Annotated in this window: 17 protein-coding genes; 10 read left to right on the top strand and 7 right to left on the bottom strand. The window is 66.1% G+C overall.

The window, feature by feature from the left end; all coding sequences use genetic code 11:
* Window positions 1-50: 50 nt before the first annotated feature.
* Entirely contained in the window at window positions 51-407 is a 357-nt protein-coding gene (locus tag NDY25_RS02040; RefSeq protein WP_168957777.1) for a GFA family protein, read from the top strand.
* On the top strand, window positions 404-1,210 hold the full coding sequence (locus NDY25_RS02035) for a DUF4349 domain-containing protein (RefSeq protein WP_168957776.1): 807 nt from the start codon (window positions 404-406) through the stop codon (window positions 1,208-1,210). Before NDY25_RS02040 ends, NDY25_RS02035 begins: the two co-directional genes overlap by 4 nt.
* A 223-nt stretch (window positions 1,211-1,433) precedes the next feature.
* Here NDY25_RS02035 and NDY25_RS02030 read toward each other — a convergent pair whose 3' ends face one another.
* Both NDY25_RS02030 and NDY25_RS02025 read right to left on the bottom strand, forming a co-directional pair.
* Window positions 1,434-1,727 carry a hypothetical protein gene (locus NDY25_RS02030; protein ID WP_023903350.1) on the bottom strand — a complete coding sequence of 98 codons (294 nt, stop codon included), beginning with the start codon at window positions 1,725-1,727 and terminating at the stop codon, window positions 1,434-1,436.
* 375 nt (window positions 1,728-2,102) lie between these two features.
* Window positions 2,103-3,095 (bottom strand): LysR substrate-binding domain-containing protein, encoded by a 993-nt coding sequence (locus tag NDY25_RS02025; RefSeq protein ID WP_168957775.1) that lies wholly within the window; start codon window positions 3,093-3,095, stop codon window positions 2,103-2,105.
* 170 nt (window positions 3,096-3,265) lie between these two features.
* On the opposite strand from NDY25_RS02025, the gene NDY25_RS02020 reads away from it, so the two are divergent.
* Window positions 3,266-4,153: a DMT family transporter gene (locus NDY25_RS02020; RefSeq protein WP_115040495.1), complete on the top strand. Its 888-nt coding sequence runs from the start codon at window positions 3,266-3,268 to the stop codon at window positions 4,151-4,153.
* A 63-nt stretch (window positions 4,154-4,216) separates the two neighbouring features.
* Here NDY25_RS02020 and NDY25_RS02015 read toward each other — a convergent pair whose 3' ends face one another.
* The 4 genes from NDY25_RS02015 to trxA form a co-directional block, all read right to left on the bottom strand.
* Entirely contained in the window at window positions 4,217-5,122 is a 906-nt protein-coding gene (locus NDY25_RS02015; RefSeq protein WP_233366407.1) for a peptidylprolyl isomerase, read from the bottom strand.
* Window positions 5,123-5,313: 191 nt separating this feature from the next.
* Complete coding sequence (locus NDY25_RS02010; protein WP_168957773.1) at window positions 5,314-5,553, bottom strand: DUF378 domain-containing protein; 240 nt, start codon at window positions 5,551-5,553, stop codon at window positions 5,314-5,316.
* 171 nt (window positions 5,554-5,724) lie between these two features.
* Window positions 5,725-6,174, bottom strand: coding sequence for a DUF4442 domain-containing protein (locus tag NDY25_RS02005; RefSeq protein WP_104549671.1), 450 nt, complete (start codon window positions 6,172-6,174; stop codon window positions 5,725-5,727).
* Window positions 6,175-6,505: 331 nt separating this feature from the next.
* Window positions 6,506-7,363 carry a thioredoxin gene (trxA, locus tag NDY25_RS02000; RefSeq protein ID WP_168957772.1) on the bottom strand — a complete coding sequence of 286 codons (858 nt, stop codon included), beginning with the start codon at window positions 7,361-7,363 and terminating at the stop codon, window positions 6,506-6,508.
* 276 nt (window positions 7,364-7,639) lie between these two features.
* Between trxA and NDY25_RS01995 the strand changes: the two genes are divergently transcribed.
* The 7 genes from NDY25_RS01995 to NDY25_RS01965 all read left to right on the top strand — a co-directional run bounded on the left by NDY25_RS01995 (window position 7,640) and on the right by NDY25_RS01965 (window position 15,372).
* Window positions 7,640-8,251, top strand: coding sequence for a DUF998 domain-containing protein (locus NDY25_RS01995; protein WP_168957771.1), 612 nt, complete (start codon window positions 7,640-7,642; stop codon window positions 8,249-8,251).
* A gap of 72 nt (window positions 8,252-8,323) precedes the next feature.
* Complete coding sequence (gene leuS, locus NDY25_RS01990; protein WP_168957770.1) at window positions 8,324-10,966, top strand: leucine--tRNA ligase; 2,643 nt, start codon at window positions 8,324-8,326, stop codon at window positions 10,964-10,966.
* Between the two features lie 285 nt (window positions 10,967-11,251).
* Window positions 11,252-11,887 (top strand): LPS-assembly lipoprotein LptE, encoded by a 636-nt coding sequence (locus NDY25_RS01985; RefSeq protein ID WP_168957769.1) that lies wholly within the window; start codon window positions 11,252-11,254, stop codon window positions 11,885-11,887.
* Between the two features lie 21 nt (window positions 11,888-11,908).
* The gene (holA, locus tag NDY25_RS01980) at window positions 11,909-12,937 is read left to right on the top strand and encodes a DNA polymerase III subunit delta (RefSeq protein WP_168957768.1); all 1,029 of its coding nucleotides are present in this window, start codon (window positions 11,909-11,911) and stop codon (window positions 12,935-12,937) included.
* Between the two features lie 107 nt (window positions 12,938-13,044).
* Window positions 13,045-13,776, top strand: coding sequence for a nicotinate-nucleotide adenylyltransferase (nadD, locus tag NDY25_RS01975; RefSeq protein ID WP_256627962.1), 732 nt, complete (start codon window positions 13,045-13,047; stop codon window positions 13,774-13,776).
* A gap of 57 nt (window positions 13,777-13,833) precedes the next feature.
* On the top strand, window positions 13,834-14,244 hold the full coding sequence (gene rsfS / locus NDY25_RS01970) for a ribosome silencing factor (RefSeq protein WP_006449944.1): 411 nt from the start codon (window positions 13,834-13,836) through the stop codon (window positions 14,242-14,244).
* Between the two features lie 12 nt (window positions 14,245-14,256).
* Entirely contained in the window at window positions 14,257-15,372 is a 1,116-nt protein-coding gene (locus tag NDY25_RS01965) for a J domain-containing protein (protein ID WP_168957767.1), read from the top strand.
* 269 nt (window positions 15,373-15,641) lie between these two features.
* On the opposite strand, the gene NDY25_RS01960 is transcribed toward NDY25_RS01965, so the two are convergent.
* Window positions 15,642-17,183, bottom strand: a complete 1,542-nt coding sequence (locus NDY25_RS01960) for an alkaline phosphatase PhoX (protein ID WP_168957766.1) — start codon at window positions 17,181-17,183, stop codon at window positions 15,642-15,644.
* Between the last annotated feature and the right edge of the window lie 42 nt (window positions 17,184-17,225).

Below are 17,225 nucleotides of genomic sequence, written 5' to 3'. Positions count from 1 at the left end.
GTCCGCATCCGCCATTGGTTTAGAGTGGCCTGATTCCAAGGAGGATCACCATGCACTACGCCGGTAGCTGTCATTGCGGACGCATCGCGTTCGATCTTCAGACCGATGCGCCGATCACCGAGGCGTACGACTGCAATTGTTCGCTGTGCCGTCGCCGCGGCGGCCTGCTGTGGTTCGGGACGCGCACGCAATTGCGTCTGCAGAGTGAGCCGGAGGCGCTGGGAACCTACCGCTTCAATCAACATCATCTCGACCATCATCATTGCCCGCACTGCGGCATTGCCCCGTTCAGCGAGGGCATGAATCCCCGAACCGGCGAGGCAAGTGTGGCGGTCAATGTGCGCTGCCTTCCCACTCTGGATCTGACCGCGTTGCAGGTACATGCGGTCGATGGAGCCAGCCGATGAGGCGCGGCGTGCAGCGTTACGCGGTCGGGTTGCTGCTGGGCTGGGCACTGAGTGGGTGCGCCAGGCACTCGGCGGAGATGGCCGCAGACGGCGGTGCTCCGGCGCCGGCACCGCCCGCCGCGCAAGGCAATGCATTGGCGTATGAGCATGATGTGCGCATCGAGCTGCCCGCCGACCAGATCGGCCAACGCATCGTGGCGGTGCGCAATGCCTGCCAGGCGGCACAGTTTGGCGACTGCGCGTTGCTGGCGGTCGAACAAACGGGTGGTCGCGACCCCAGCGGCAGCGTCAGCGTGCGGCTGGCGCCAGATGGCATCGAGCCGATGGTGCAACTGGCCGGCCAGCACGGCGATGTCGCTGCGCGCAGCACGCGCGCCGAGGACCTGGCGCAGCAGATCGCCGACACCGGCCTGGCGCAGGCGCGTTTGCAGAAAGAACACGCACGCTTGCTGGAATTGCAGCAACGCCGCGATCTGGCGGTGACCGATCTGCTGGCATTGTCCAAGCGCCTGGCCGAAATCGAAGCCGAGGCGCAACAGACGCAGCAAGAAGCGGCGCAGCAACAACGCCGTGTGCGCACGCAACTGCTCACGCTCAACTTCCGCAGCACCGGTGGCGAGCAGGGCAGGGGCGAGATTGCCGAAGCGGGCGCCGAGTTCGGCCAGGTGTTCGCGTCCAGCGTGGCCTTCGTGATACGCGCGGTTGCGGCATTGCTGCCGGTCGCCGTGGTCGCGGTGATTGCCGGCTGGTTGCTGCTGCAGGCCTGGCGCTGGCGTGCGCGGCGGCGCCGCATTGCGCGGTGACGTCGAGAAGCTGCCGGGCTCAGCGCAGCATTTTTGGTCCAGTGGTCAAGCTGGTCGGCGATGCTGCACCAGCTTGCACGTGCTCAGCTTTATTTAGAAAGCGAGAGTGCTTGTGCGCGCCGCCTGCCTGACGCAGGCGGCATTGCAGCGAACGCTGTGATGCAACACCGCTGAGCGAGGACCGCGCGTGCGCCATGGCCGCGCAGTCGTCGCTGCGGCGCGCTCAGCCTTCGTCGACTTCGTATTCGACAAACACGTCCAGTTGCAGCGCCAGTTCCTGCACGGCATCGCGCACCTTCTGCGCGGTGGCTTCGTTGCCGGCTTCCACTTCGAACTCGTGGCTGCCCGGACCTTCGTCGTCGGACAGACCGGCCGAGCTGGAATCGTCGTCGTCCAGATGCGGCATCAGATCGTCCACTTCCTCCACGTGCTCGATGCCTTCGATGCTTTGCAGCAGATTGGCAATGGCACGCGCGTCGTCGTCGGTGCCGGTGATACGCATGCGAAGAGTTGGCATGGGAATGTCCTAGGGGTTGGGGAGCTAAAGCCTAGGCATCGACAGGAAAAAACGAGGTGATGGTGCGCGTTAGAGGCTCCATCGACTGTGTAGCCCAACGAGCGCTTTCCCCGCTCGACATGAAGCCCCTCTCCCGTCGGGAGAGGGGTTGGGGTGAGGGTACGGGGCGAAGCCTCTGTGTCGTCTAACTGCACGAGGCTTCGCTCGTACCCTCATCCGCCCCTTCGGGGCACCTTCTCCCGGAGGGAGAAGGGACAGCCGATCCAGACTTCGCTGCTGCTGCTTCGGGCACCTTCTCCCATGAAGGAGGCAATGTCCCGGCGGCAGAAGGAGTGATCGCGCCGCGTTGTATGCGAAGACGATTCCTGCGCGACCTCATTCCGACGCCGACGCTTTGCGCGATCGTCGACCCACACGCGCCTCACTCAAGGTCTCGCTTTCCGGCAACGTCACCAACTCGGCCGGCAGCGCCGGCATCGGCGTGCGTTCGTCCAGTGCTTCGCGTTTGAGCCAGTCGATAAAGGCCGTCGCCGCAGGACTGGGAACGCGATGGCTGGGGTGCACGATGTAGTAGGCGTAGCGGGCCTTGAGGGTGGGGCCGGGCAGGCGCACCAGCTCGTAACGCTGCAGATACGGTTGCGCGATGTGCTTGCGCGCCAGCACTGCACCCAGGCCATAGACTGCGGCGCGCATGGCGTCGGTGCTGTCGTTGAAGGTGTGCATTGGCGGCAGCGTGGTGCCGCGCACCTGCGCGGCGCGGAACCAGTCGCGCCAGCCTTGCGGCGACATGTCGCTCAGCAGCGGCAATTGCGCGATCTGCGCCGGCATACGCAGTGCGGCGACCTCCGGCAAGGACGGCGACGCAACCGGAAACAGCTCGTCGTCCATCAGATGATGCGAGGTCAACCCGGGCCATGCGCCCTGGCCATAGCGGATGCCCAGATCCGGGCCGCCTTCTTCGAAGCGCGAAAACGCCGCGTCCGATTGCAGGTCCATGCGGATATGCGGGTGTGCGCGACAAAAGCGCGGCAGCCGCGGCAACAGCCAGCAATACGACAGCGAACGCAGTGTGGTCACGCGCAGCGGGATGGCGTCTTCGCGTGGATGCAGGTTGCCGGCCACCGCGGCGATCTCGGCCAGCGCGGCACTGGCGGCATCGGCCAGTTGACGCCCCTCGGCGGTGAGCTTGACCCCGCGTGGCAGTCGCTGGAACAAGGTTGCGCCAAGCAACGCTTCGAGCTTGCGTACGTGGTGGCTGACCGCACTGGCAGTGAGGTGCAGCTCTTCGGCGGCATGCGCGAAGTTCTGGTGGCGCGCAGCGGCGACAAACACGCCCAGCGCAGGTAACAGGGTCGGACGCAGATTCATCGAGGCATGAGTGAGATTTGTGGCTCGCCTCGATATTACGCGCTTGTCGTGCCTGCGGTTGCAACCGATGCTGCATTACCCCTTAGCGATGATCGTGCCATGTCCGTTTGCCTGCCTGGTGTTGTTTCCTGCGGTTTCAGCACATCAAGGCAGCGTCCGGAGGCACGTTCATGAGTGCGCAACCGTCGACACAGCCGGGAGCGGTAACACGCGAATGGCGCACCCCGCTGGAACTGGGTTTCCTCGGCATCGTCTGGGGCTGCTCGTTCCTGTTCATGCGCGTAGCCGCGCCCAAGTTCGGCACCGTGGTGTTGGTGGAAATTCGCCTGGCGCTGGGTGCGTTGGTGCTGTTGCCGTTCCTGTGGCTGGCGCGCGAGCGCTTCCCCTTGCAGCGCTGGCCGATGCTGGCAGCGATCGGCGTGCTCAACTCTGCATTGCCGTTTTTGTTGTTCGCCTGGGGTGCGCAACACGCGCCGGCCGCGGTCGGTGCGATCTGCAATGCAATGACGGTGTTGTTCACCGCATTGATCGCGTTTCTGTTTTTCGGCGAGAAGATCGGCACGCGTCGCGCGCTGGCGTTGCTGATCGGTTTCATCGGCGTGCTGGTGTTGGCCACCGGCAAGTCGGCTGGATTGAGCGTGGGGCCTGCGGCGCTGGCTGGCGCCACCGCGTCGCTGCTGTACGGCATCGGCTACAACCTGGTGAAGCGCCATATGGGCGATCTGCCACCTGCCGCATCGGCGGCATCCACGCTGGGCTGCAGCGCCTTGCTGCTGGCACCGCTGGCGTGGTGGCAGTGGCCGACCACGCCGGTGCCGGCGGTGGCCTGGGCCTGCGCCACCGCACTCGGTGTGGTGTGCACCGGGTTGGCGTTTTTGATGTATTACCGGTTGATCCAGCGCATCGGCCCGGCGCGCGCTTCCACGGTGACCTATCTGGTGCCGGTGTTCGGCGCATTACTGGCGTGGTCGCTGCTGGGCGAGCCGTTGACCTGGACCATGCTGGTGGCCGCGGTGCTGATCCTGGGCAGCGTGGCCTTCAGTCAGCGCGCCCGCTGAGCAAGCGCGGTGTCGCGGCCTGCTCTTTAAAGCTTTTGCGATTCCCGATTCCCGATTCCCGATTCAACTCGCCGGCGGCGCGCGCACCGGCAACGGCACATTGCACAGATCGATATGTCCGGCAGGGCGTTTGTAGAAATCGTCCTTGCGATTGCGGCGCGCTTCGGCCACATCGCGGAAGGTCTGGCTGTCGGTGCGCAACAACTGCAATGGCGTGCGCTCGGGCAGCGGCACTTCGCTGGCCAGGCGAATGGCACGGATCGGTGCGCGTTGCGCAGGGTCTTCGTAGAAACCCATCGGGTCCGGGCCGCGTGGCGTCACGCTCAATAATTCCATGCCTTTGACCACGCGGCCGACCACGGTGATGTTGCGGTCCAGTTGGCGCGGCGATTGCCCGGTGACCACGTACAACTCGGCGCCGATGCTGCTGTCTTCGTCGTTGTTGCGGCCTGCGCCCAGCGTGCCGTAGCAATGCGCCAGCCAGGTCTTGCCGGTGGCGCTGTCGCGCCCGACCGGAAAGCCATCGACAAAGCCCACCTGCGGCGCCCAGCCATCGCTGTCGGGCAGGCGCTGGAAATCCAGGCCCTGCGATGCGCGTTCGAACTCGGCCGGCAGATGCGTCTTCGCCGAGCCCAGCGATTTGGCCTTGGCCGGCGTTTCGCCATCCGGGTCGCCGAACTGCACCACGAAGTTGTCCTGCGAGCGATAGATGGTCAACCCGTCCCAGAAGCGCTCGTGCGCCAGGGTGTGGATGTTGCCCACATGCGCGGGCGCAAATTGCGGCGCCAGTTCGATGATCACCCGGCCTCCGTCCAGTTCCATGTACAGCGTGCGGTCCGGGTCGAGCACACGCCATGCGCTGGCCGGCGAGCTGTCCAGAATCTGTTGCGGGCTGCGATAGGCCGCATTGGCGGCAGCGGGCAACAACAACGCGAGCAGGCAGGCAGAAGCCAAGTTGCGCAGGAGCATGAAGGCAGCCAAGCGGAGAAGGTGACTGATTCTTGCCGACCACGCGCCAAGACGCAAAGCGCGTGCGCCACATAGCACGACGCCGGCGAGTGTGCCGGCGTCGTGTCATCGATCGATTGCCTACTGCAATGCGGAGTGAAAGTTGCGGGCATACAGCGGCATCTCAACGCTGCATGCCGGGTGGTGCACGCTTACGAATTACGCACGTGCGGGCTGGTGTGGTGATCGGTCGCGCTGTGGTCGTTGCGGAACAGCGGGACCAGCTGCCACAACGCAGAGACGCCGACCAGCGTGTAAACCACACGCGACAGCAGCGCGTCCTGCCCGCCAAACAGCGTGGCGACCAGATCGAACTGGAACAGGCCGACCAGGCCCCAGTTGATGCCGCCGATGATAAGAAGCACCAGGGTGATGACGTTGATCGCTTTCATGCAGGCAGTCCATGTGGGTTGAGAGCCCTCAGAATCTGCAGGCAGCGCGCAACAGCTCGTGAGCGTGCGCGCGGGGATGACGGTGTTACGCACGCCACGATCACATCGCGCGGACGCGCCTGGAACCGGTACGTGTGTTTGCGCCAGCCAGTGATGCGGTGGATGCGCGCTTCAGCGTGCCGGTTTGCGCTTGACGTACAACTGCTTGCGCACCCGCGCGACCACCTCGCCCGCACGGTTGTGCACGTCGTTTTCGAACCAGCGCAAATGTTTTTCGCCGCTGGCCGTGGCCTGGCGCACTTCGGCGAGCATGCTGTCGTCGATGACGAAATCCGCGCTCACCGTGCCGCGCCCGGGTTTGATGAACTCGATGCTGCCGGCCTTGTCCCAGACGTAGTAGTCGCGCCCCAGGTTCTGCATGGTCAGCAGCATCCAGAACGGGTCGGTCATTGCGAACAGGCTGCCGCCGAAATGGGTGCCGACGTAGTTGCGATTCCACGGGCGCTGGCGCAGCTCCACGCGTGCATAGCGGTAATCGGCCGACAGCACGGTGACGTGGATGCCGGCGAACAGATACGGCGGCCACAGGTTGATGCCGAGCTTGAACAGTGAAGCGCGCATGCGGACCAGGTTCCATGGCAAAGGCAGATGCGCAGCATAACATTCGCATGCGTATGGAGGCATGCCGCAGGTCGACATTGAAGTGGTCGTGTCCGTGCTGCGAGCCGATCCAGACGGCGCGTCATCGCCGGCCGAGCAGTCGCGCGGTGTGCCGGCTGCTTGGTGCACACCCGGGCAAGGGGCCCGCCGTTGCGGGGCACCCTTCGTAGGAGCGGACCTGGCCGAGACGGCGCGCTACCCGGGAACACCTTATCGGCGACTGGCGGGTAACGCCTCGTCGCGGCCGGGTCCGCTCCTACGTGTCCATGTGACGCCGCAGCGCCATCGGCTGTCAGAACACCAACGACGACATCTTGCGGCGATAGCGGCCAACCAGATCTTCGTCCTCGATCACGCGGAATGCATCAATCAGGCTGCGACGCGGCAGGTTGTCGTCGAAGGTGCGGTCCTGCCGCAGCATTTCCAGAAACTGCTCCAGCGCAGCTTCATCATTGCCGTCGAGCAGATGGCGCACGCCGAGCAAGTGGCGCGCACGCAGGTCGGCGCCGTTGGCGGCCACGGCGGCCTGCAGCGCGTCCGCATCCGGCGCGTCTTTCAGGACGTTGGCAAAGCTCAGCCGCGCCTTGGCACGCACCGCGCGGTCGTCGGTGGCCAGGTTGGCGGGCAGGGCGTCGATCAGCTGCTCGGCCTCGGCGGTGTCGCCGGTCTTGAGCAGTGCCAGCGCCAGGTCAAGCTTCAACTCGTCCTTGTCCGGCTCGGCGGCGATCGCCTCGCGCAGCGCGGCGGCCTGGTCCTGCGGGTCGAGCGGCACCGGCGGGAGTTCTTCGACCACCTGCGCCTCGGCCGGCAACACACCATGCTGGGTCAGGAATTCACGGATCTGGCCTTCCGGCATCGCGCCGGGGAAACCATCCACCAGCTCGCCGCCCTTGACCAGGAAGACCGTCGGCACCGAGCGGATCTGGAACGCGGCGGCGATCTGCTGTTCCTTGTCCACATCGACCTTGGCCAGCTCGAACGCACCGTTGTAGTCGGCGGCGAGCTTTTCCAGGATCGGCGTCAGCGACTTGCACGGGCCGCACCAGGTGGCCCAGAAATCCACCAGTACCGGTGTCGTCAACGATTTCTGCAGGACCTCGGTCTCGAAGGTGTCGGTGGTGGCATCGAATACGTGCGGCTTGTCGGACATGGGCTTCCTGAAAAGATGACGGCAACAGTGGGACGTAATGGTGGCAAACCCGGCCGACACAAGGCTGGCCGGGATCGGGCCTACCGGACCATGGTCGGTGATCGTCAGGCCGGTCATGACAAGGCTGGCCGAGGCCGGCGACAACCAAACCGCCAGCACTCGGGGCGGCCGATATCAGGCCTGCCGATATCAGGTAAGGGGTTCACGCCACCCGCCCCCGGCACCACAATGCCGCGTCATGGCGGCGCAACCTGCGCCCCGCGTTGGAGCAAGACAATGGCGAGCATCGATGGCACGCAGCGCTACCTGGGCCTGATCGCGGCAACCGTGTTCGTGCTGGCGGTGGCCGGCTTCGGGCTGGCATTGCCCGGCTATCTGCAGGCCAGCCACCCGGTGGCGTTATTGGGCGCAGAGGGCGTTCCGCACGCGCTGGGCTTCAATCTGCTGGCGTTCGCGCTGGTGGGTGGGTTGGGCATGGCCACCGGCATCAGTCTGCTGGCGCGCATGCCGGCAAAATCCGGCTGGAGCCTGCGCGTGGGCGGGCAGTTGATCGTGCTGGCAGGTTTGGCGTTCCTGGGCATGGGCCTGCTGCCGCTGGATCCCACCGACCTGGATGGCCGCGCCAGCCAGGCCCACGCCACCGCTTGGCTGCTGTGGGCGGTGGCGTTCGTGCCGGCCATGCTGTTGATCGCCGCCGCGCTGCTCAACCAGTCCGATACCCGCGCGTTGGCGTGGCTGAGTCTGGGCGCCGGGCTGCTGGTGGCGGTGCTGGCATTCGGGCCGCCGGGGTTACTGCGCCAGGCAATCGCCCAGCGTGTGGCGTTCCTGGCCTGGGTAGGCTGGCTGGCGGTTGCCGGCTGGAGCTGGCCGGCCAAACCCGCCTTCTGAGGCGCGCGTTTGGAGCGCCTGCTGCACTGCGGTACCCTGTGCCGCTTTGCACCGCCCGAGCATCCGCTCCCAATGTCCACCGTCGAACCGAACGTCTACGACCCGCAGCAGGTCGAAACCTCCGCCCAGCAGTTCTGGGATGCCACCCGCGCCTTTCAGGTCGATGAGAACTCGGACAAACCGAAGTTCTATTGCCTGTCGATGCTGCCGTACCCGTCCGGTGCGCTGCATATGGGCCATGTGCGCAACTACACCATTTCCGATGTGGTCAGCCGCTACAAGCGCATGACCGGCCACAACGTGATGCAGCCGATGGGCTGGGATGCGTTCGGGTTGCCGGCGGAAAACGCCGCGATCAAGAACAAGACCGCGCCGGCCAAGTGGACCTACGCCAACATCGAGCACATGCGCGGGCAGCTCAAGTCGCTGGGCTACGCCATCGACTGGTCGCGCGAGTTCGCCACCTGCTCGCCGGACTATTACGTGCACGAGCAGCGCATGTTCACCCGGCTGATGCGCAAGGGCCTGGCCTACCGTCGCAACGCGGTGGTGAACTGGGACCCGATCGACCAGACCGTGCTGGCCAACGAGCAGGTGATCGACGGCCGCGGCTGGCGCTCCGGCGCATTGGTGGAAAAACGCGAGATTCCGCAGTGGTTCCTGCGCATCACCGATTACGCGCAAGAGCTGCTCGACGGCCTGGATCAGCTGGACGGCTGGCCGGATTCGGTCAAGACCATGCAGCGCAACTGGATCGGCCGCTCGGAAGGGCTGGAGATCCAGTTCGACGTGCGCGATACCGATGGCGCGCCGCTGGATCCGCTGCGCGTGTTCACCACCCGCCCGGACACGCTGATGGGCGTGACCTTCGTGTCGATCGCCGCCGAGCATCCGCTGGCGTTGCATGCGGCCAAATCCAATCCGGAACTGGCCGCGCTGCTGGAAACGCTCAAGCACGGCGGCGTCTCCGAAGCCGAACTGGAAACCCAGGAAAAACGCGGCATGGCCACCGGCCTGACCGCAGTACATCCGATCAGCGGCGAGCAGGTGCCGGTGTGGGTGGCCAACTTCGTGCTGATGGGCTACGGCACCGGCGCGGTGATGGCCGTACCCGGCCACGACCAGCGCGATTTCGAATTCGCCAACAAGTACGCCTTGCCGATCGTGCAGGTGGTCAAGCTGCGCGAGCCGCGCAATGAAGACGAGCAGACCTGGGACGCCACCCAGTGGCGCGACTGGTACACCGACAAGAGCCGCGAACTGGAGCTGATCAATTCGGCCGAATTCGACGGGCTGGATTTCGGCGGCGCCTTCGAAGCGCTGGCCGAGCGCTTCGAGCGCAAGGGCCAGGGCCAGCGCCGGGTCAATTACCGCCTACGCGACTGGGGCGTGAGCCGCCAGCGCTACTGGGGCTGCCCGATTCCGGTGATCTATTGCGCCAAGTGCGGCGCGGTGCCGGTGCCGGAAGACCAGCTGCCGGTGGTGCTGCCGGAAAACGTGGAGTTTGCCGGTACCGGTTCGCCGATCAAGACCGACCCCACCTGGCGCCAGACCACCTGCCCGGAGTGCGGCGGCCCGGCCGAGCGCGAGACCGACACCTTCGACACCTTCATGGAGTCGAGCTGGTACGTGGCGCGCTACACCAGCCCCAACGCACGCGACATGGTCGACCGCCGCGCCAACTACTGGATGCCGGCCGACCTGTACGTGGGCGGCATCGAGCACGCGATCCTGCACCTGATGTATTTCCGCTTCTATCACAAGCTCATGCGCGACGCGCGGCTGGTGGACAGCGACGAGCCGGTGACCAACCTGCTGACCCAGGGCATGGTCATCGCCGACACCTTCTATCGCGATGCCGACAACGGCGGCAAGGACTGGATCAATCCGGCCGATGTCGAGATCCAGCGCGATGAGCGCGGCCGCGTCACCGGCGCGGTGCTGATCGCCGATGGCCAGCCGGTGCACATCGGCGGCACCGAGAAGATGTCCAAGTCCAAGAACAACGGCGTGGACCCGCAGTCGATGGTGGCCAAGTACGGCGCCGACACGGTGCGCCTGTTCTCGATGTTCGCCGCCCCGCCGGAGCAGTCGCTGGAATGGAACGAGGCCGGCGTCGATGGCATGGCGCGCTTCATGCGCCGGCTGTGGGTGCAGGTGCACAAGCATGTGGGCGAGGGCGCTGCCGCTGCATTGGATGTCGCCAGCCTGAGCGCCGAGCAGAAGGCGATCCGCCGCAAGACCCACGAAACCATCGGCAAGGTCAGCGACGACTACGGCCGCCGCCACAGCTTCAATACCGCCATTGCGGCGGTGATGGAGCTCTCCAACGCGCTGGCCAAGTTCGACGACGCCAGCGACCAGGGCAGGGCAGTGCGTCAGGAAGCGCTGGAAGCGATGGTGCTGCTGCTCAACCCGATCACCCCGCATGCCAGCCACGCGCTGTGGCAGGTGCTTGGCCGTGGCGAAACGTTGCTGGAAGATGTGGCGTTTCCGCAGGTCGATGCCGCCGCGCTGGTACGCGACGCGCTGACCCTGGCGGTGCAGATCAACGGCAAGTTGCGCGGCACCATCGAGGTGGCTGCCGATGCCGGGCGCGAGCAACTCGAAGCGCTGGCGCAGGCCGAGCCGAACGCGGCTAAGTTCCTGGAAGGGATGAGCGTGCGCAAGATCATCATCGTGCCCGGCAAGATCGTGAACATCGTGGCGGGGTGATGGGTTCTGATTGGTCGGGTCGCAGGCGCCGTTCCGGGTAGTTCGCCGGATCGGCGTGGCGGCGCGTAGGTTAGGTTGATGCGGCGGTTTCAGGTAATTCCTGCACTGGCGCAGGCTAAGGGCGCTGCGGTCGTTCTTGTCGATTCATTTCACTGGCGCGTGGCGACGCGTTTGTCATTACCGGCCGCCGCAGGTTTTCTGCGGCGCTCTCAAGCCCCATTCACGCGGTGTCGGTCAGGCTAGCCGCCTGTTGCCGCCGCCGGGGCGCTCATCCAGACTGTGCCCATGATTCGATTTCCTATTGCCTTCGCTGCGTCCCTCGTGCTCGTCTCGAGCCTCACCGCCTGCGGCTTCCATCTGCGCAATTCGCTGGCGTTGCCGCCGGACACGCCAGCGGTCAAGGTGCAGTCTGCAGTGCAGTACAGCGAGCTGGCCAAGTTGCTGCGGCGTGGCCTCAAGGCCGCCGGCGCCACCCTGGCCGACGAAGACGCCAAGACCGGCTTTGCGCAGGTGCAGGTGTTGTCCGAGCGCTGGGGCGATCTGCCGATCGCCATCGACAGCCAGGGCCGTGCGCAGGAATACAGCCTGCGCTACGCCGCCATCTTCACCGTCACCACCGCCAATGGCGCGGTGCTGGTGCCGCAGCAGGTGATCGAGCTCTCGCGCGACTACGTGTCGCCGCCGGTGGATGCCACCGGTACCGCGACCGAGCGCGAGATCCTCGCCGACGAATTGCGCAAGGACATGTCGGCCTCGATCCTGCGTCGCATCGACAGCGTGGTGCGCGCACGCGTGCAGCGTGGCGAGACGCTGGAAAGCACGCCGACCGCGCCGCTGCCGCAGGCTCCCACGCCGCCAGTGCAGCCGACCACGCCTGAGTCGAGCGTGCCGGCCTCGTTGCCGCCTGCGTCGAACAACTAAGCGTCGCGCGCTTTCGCAGTCATGGAACTCCGCCCCGAGCAGCTTGCCGGCCAGTCCAACCAGCCGTTGCAGCCGGTCTATCTGATCGCCGGCCCCGAGACGCTGCGCGTGCTGGAGGCGGCCGATGCGGTGCGCGCCCGAGCGCGCGCCGAAGGCATTAGCGAACGCGAAGTCTTCGACGCCGATGGCCGCGAGTTCGACTGGAACCAGCTGGATGCGACCTTCAACGCGCCTAGCCTGTTCAGTCCGCGCCGGCTGGTGGAAATACGCCTGCCTAGCGGCAAGCCAGGTAAGGACGGTGCCGATGTCATCACCCGCTTCTGCGCCAATCCGCCGCCGGACGTGGTGCTGCTGATCACCGCCAACGACTGGAGCAAGGCGCACCAGGGCAAGTGGGCCGATGCGGTCGGCCGCATCGGCACCATCTCGGTGGCCTGGGCGATCAAGCCGCACGAATTGTCCGACTGGATCGAGCGCCGCCTGCGCAGCCACGGCCTGCGTGCGGACGCTGCCGCGGTGCAGCGCCTCAGCGAGCGGGTGGAAGGCAATCTGCTCGCCGCCGCGCAGGAAATCGACAAGCTGGTACTACTGGCCGACGGCAAGGTGCTGGACCTGGAGGCGATGGAGTCACTGGTCGCCGATGCCGCCCGCTACGACGTGTTCCGCCTGGCCGAAACCACCTTCTCCGGGCAGCCGGCTGCGGTGATCCGCATGCTCGCCGGCTTGCGCGCCGAGGGTGAAGCGGTGGCCGCGCTGATGCCGATCCTGATCAAGGAGCTGCTGCGCACCGCATCGCTGGCGAAAGTGCAGGCCAACGGCGGCAACCTCGCTGCTGAAATGAAGGCGCAAGGCCTGTGGGAATCGCGCCAGGCCCCGTTCAAGCGCGCGCTGCAACGGCACCCCGAACCGCGCCGCTGGGAACGCTTCGTCGCCGAAGCCGGGCTGGTCGATCGCATGGCCAAAGGCCGCGCCGACGGCGACGCCTGGGTCGGCCTGGAACGCCTGCTGGTGGCAGTGGCCGAAGCGCGTGCGGTGAGATTGCTGGCGTGACGGCCGGCGATGCTGCCACCGGAGCCCATGCCTCCGCCAACAGCGACGCGCGATCGGCCTCCGGACACAGCGCAACACCCGGCCAGGCCGCGCAAGTGGTCGCCTCCATCAGCGGCGCTCCCACCGCGCCGAACCCTCGCTCTTTCCATTCCCCAATCCCGATTCCCGATTCCCGGCTCCACCTCTACTACGGCGGCACCTTCGACCCGATCCATCTGGGCCACCTCGCCATCGCCCGCGCCGCGCGCGATGAACTGGGCGCGCGCGTGCATCTGGTGCCAGCCGCAGACCCGCCGCATCGCACCGCACCCGGCGCCACTGCCGCGCAGCGCGCACGCATGCTGGAACTGGCGCTCGCCGACACGCCCGGGCTGGTGCTCGACACCCGCGAACTGCGCCGCGCCAGCCAGGGCGGCGCACCGTCCTACACCGTCGACACCTTGCGCGAACTGCGCGACGAACTCGGCCCTGCGACGCCGATCGCCTGGTTGCTGGGCGCCGATGCCTTTGTCGGTCTGAGCAACTGGCATCGGTGGGAGGCGCTGTTCGAGCTGGCGCATTTCGTCGTTGCCGAGCGTCCAGGCGTCCCGCTGGATCTGGCCGATATGCCGCAGCTTGCCCAGGCAGTGCAGGGCAGATGGGCTGCCAGCGCCAGCGAACTGGGCGCCGCCCCGGCCGGCCGCCTATGGCGGTTGCATCAATCGCTGCGTGGCGAATCGGCCAGCGCGGTGCGTTCGCGCATCGCCACCGGCGGCGACTGGCAGGTGCTGGTTCCGCCGTCGGTGGCAGCGTTTATCGCGCGCGAATGCCTTTACGGCAGCGTGCAGCCGTCTAGCTGAACACGCATCCGGCCGGACCGGCCTATAATTCACACTAATTCCATCGAGTTGCCCGCTTTGACCACCCAAGCCCAAGTCATCAAGACCTCCATTCCGAACCCGCCGCCGTCCGTGCCGGCCCTGTTGGCCACCGTGCGCGAGGCCGTGGAGGAGCTGAAAGCCAAGGACGTGGTCGAAATCGATGTGCGTGGCAAGTCCAGCGTCTGCGATTACATGGTGGTCGCCTCGGGCACCTCGACCCGCCACGTCAAGTCGATCGCCGAAGAAGTGGTCAAGTTCGCCAAGCGTCTGGACGTGATGCCGCTGGGCGTGGAAGGCGAGCGCGAAGCCGAATGGGTGCTGGTCGACCTGGGCGATGTGGTGGTGCACGTGATGCTGCCGCGCGTGCGCGAGTTCTACGCGTTGGAGCGCCTGTGGACTGTAGGCGACCAGCGTCCGGACGATGTGGATGCCGATCCCGAGGAATAACTGACCCACGGTATGGCCAGAAAATCCCAAGCCCAGACAGAGACACCTGCCTCGCCGGCGCTGCAGCAACTGCGCAGCCAGCCGGCGCAGGCCGCCGCGCAGCCGTTGTCGCCGGCGCGCAAACGCTTCGACCGCTTGCTGCGCGATCTGGAGCGTCATCGCAACGAACTGCAGGCCTGGCAAACAGCGCTCACGCGTTGGCGCGAGCGCTATCACACCGAACTGCAGCCCTTGCTCGATCATCGGCGCGCTGCCGATGTGGCGCTGGTCGAGGAACTCGATCGCGCGCATGCCACGGTCAAGTTGGGCAAGGCCGATCGCGAATTTCTGTCGGAGTTGCTGTGCGATATCGCCGGCCCGCTGATCGAATCGGGACATGAAGTGCTGCGGCCGATCTACGATCGCCATAGCGCCGTCGGCTACGACCAGGAAGTCTCCGAATCCGATGCGCTGATGAAGCAGATTCTCGGCCATGCCTATGGGCTGGATGCCGACGAACTGGACGGAATCGAATCGCCCGAAGAACTCTTCGACCGTGTCAGCGAGCGGCTCGAGCAGGAACACGCGCAACAACAACAGCGCAACACCCAGCGCCGCAAGCGTGCCGAGAAGAAAGCGGTTGCCGGGAATGCCGAGCCGCCACCGTTGCGCGAGTTGTACCGCAAGCTGGCCGGCAATCTGCATCCGGACCGCGCCAAGGACCCCGACGACCACGCCTCGCGCACCATCCTGATGCAACGGCTCAATGCGGCTTACAAGGCCGGCGATCTGCTCGGCCTGCTCGAACTGCAGGCCGAGATCGGTCTGCTGGATGCGCAAGGGGTGGATGCGATGAGCGCGGCGCGGCTGCAGGATTACAACCGCGAACTGGACCGGCAGTGCAAGGAGTTGCAACAGCAGGTGCAGGAGCAGTCGGAGAACTTTTGCGCAGAATATGCTCTGGACCTGCCGTCGCGGCTCAAGCCCGAGCGACTGGGTAAATTGATGGCCCAACTCAAGCGCGACGTCGAAGACGATCTGATGGAAGCGCGCCAGGGCCTGCGCGAACTGGCCGACCCGCAATCGCTCAAGCGCTGGCTGAAGCTGCAGCGCGCCATGTCGAGCGCGCAAGACGCGCCCTGGTTCTGATCACGGGACTGAGCGTGGTTTTCAGGTTGCACCCACGCCACTGCTGGTGAGCGCGCGTGCTGTGCGCAGTCTCGGTCGGAGACGCTGCCCGTTGTGCAGATGAGACGAGTGCATGCACGGCACTGTGCCGGCTGCTGGGTCGATGCCACTGCCGAACGGCTGCTTGTCCGTTCGGCTGCGGTGGCCTGGGCTAATTTCTTATATATGCCGGCTTATAAAAACCGGCCTACAACAGGCAGGCTCCCAATTGCAGGCCCACGACAGCAGGCTCACAACGGCCCGCGCTCCCACGGCCCGGTGATCGCCAACGTAATCCCCGGCGTCTGGATGTTGACGAACAAAGTGCGCGCCAATGGATCCCAGCACGCGCCGCAGAACTCGGTGCCGCGGTAATCGCCTTCGGCAATGGTCTTGCCGGCATCGGCGATCTGTTGCGACGTCAGCTGCACATTGTTCTTGGCCAGATAGAACGATTCGCCGCCACGGGTGAGCCCGAGCAGGCGCGCGCCGGGACCGTATTCGTCCGGACTCTCCCCGCCGTCTTCGCACAGCACCACGCCACCGCGTGCGCTGACGGTGACGTTGTCCGGGTTGTGCGCGGCCAGCTGGTTGCCGCTGACGAACAGTGCGCTCAAGCGTTGCGTAAACAGATCCAGCACCCATACCGCGCCGTTGCCGTAACCGCGCCGGCCCTGTGCATCCACGCCGGTGCTGTTGTCGACGATGAACAGTTTGCCGTAGCTGTACCAGATGCCTTCGCCACGGCTCATGCGCAGCGCGCCGTCGGCCCAGGCCTGCGCACACGGCCCGCTCAGGGTGTCGTTGGCGCCGATATCGGGAAAGCCGGCCGGTGCGGCGATGCCATCCAGATCGGGCTCGGAAATATCCACCCATTCCAGCTGGAACTGCTGGCCGATGCTGGCGACGGTGAGGTCGGCATTGCGCCGCCCACGCACGCGTGCGGCCTGCAGCCGGCCGCCATTTTCCAGTGAGCCATTGCGGCCGCGACGGTCGTTTGGGATGAAGCGATACAGGCCGGCCTTGTTGCGGTCGTCTTCGGTGAGATAGACGATGCCGGTGCGCGGATCGATCGCCACCGCTTCATGGCTGAAGCGGCCCAGCCCGACCAGCGGGCGGCCGGTGGTGCGCTGGCTGTCCGGGTCTACCTCGAACACGTAGCCGTGCTTGCGGCCTGTGCTGGAGACCGCATTGGTCTTGATCTCTTCGCAGCTCAGCCACGTGCCCCACGGCGTGGGGCCACCGGCGCAGTTGACCAGCGTGCCGCCCAGGCTCGGCTCCAGGCTGCCCCAACCGCGGCGACCGTAGCTCAAGGTGGTGGTGCCGCCACCGGCCAGTTGGGTGCCGCTGACGATGCCGGTGTCGTACATCGCTGGTGCGCGGAACGGCGTGGTAGCGCCGCGCTCGTGGTTGCGGATCAGCACATATTCCAGACCGCGCAGCGGGTCGCTGCCGGGGCGCCAGTCGGGCCGACGCAGGCCGACCACGGCCATGCCGTCATGACGGTCGGGGCAGGGCTGGCCATCGTCCATGCGATCGCCGCTCCAGCCGAACGAGCGGTAGCTGAAACCGCGCGGCAGCTGCAGCAGCGGCAGCCCGGTGCTCTGGTCGGCGACCGGGGCGAGCGGGCCATAGCGGCTGGGTACGGGTGCCAGCTGCAACGGTGGGGAGGTGCTGGTGGCGGCCTGGGCCTGGCGCGATTGCAGCGCGCTCAAGCTGCCAAGCGCACCGGCGGCCATGACGGCTGCGCTGCCCTTGAGCACCTGGCGGCGGGCGGGATCGAAAATCGGCATCGAACGACTCCTGCTGGCTGGGTAGTGCGCCGACGCTAGATG

The sequence above is a fragment of the Xanthomonas hortorum pv. pelargonii genome (assembly GCF_024499015.1).
In the GTDB taxonomy this organism is placed as follows: domain Bacteria; phylum Pseudomonadota; class Gammaproteobacteria; order Xanthomonadales; family Xanthomonadaceae; genus Xanthomonas; species Xanthomonas hortorum_B.
This window is presented reverse-complemented; position numbering and strand designations above follow the sequence as displayed.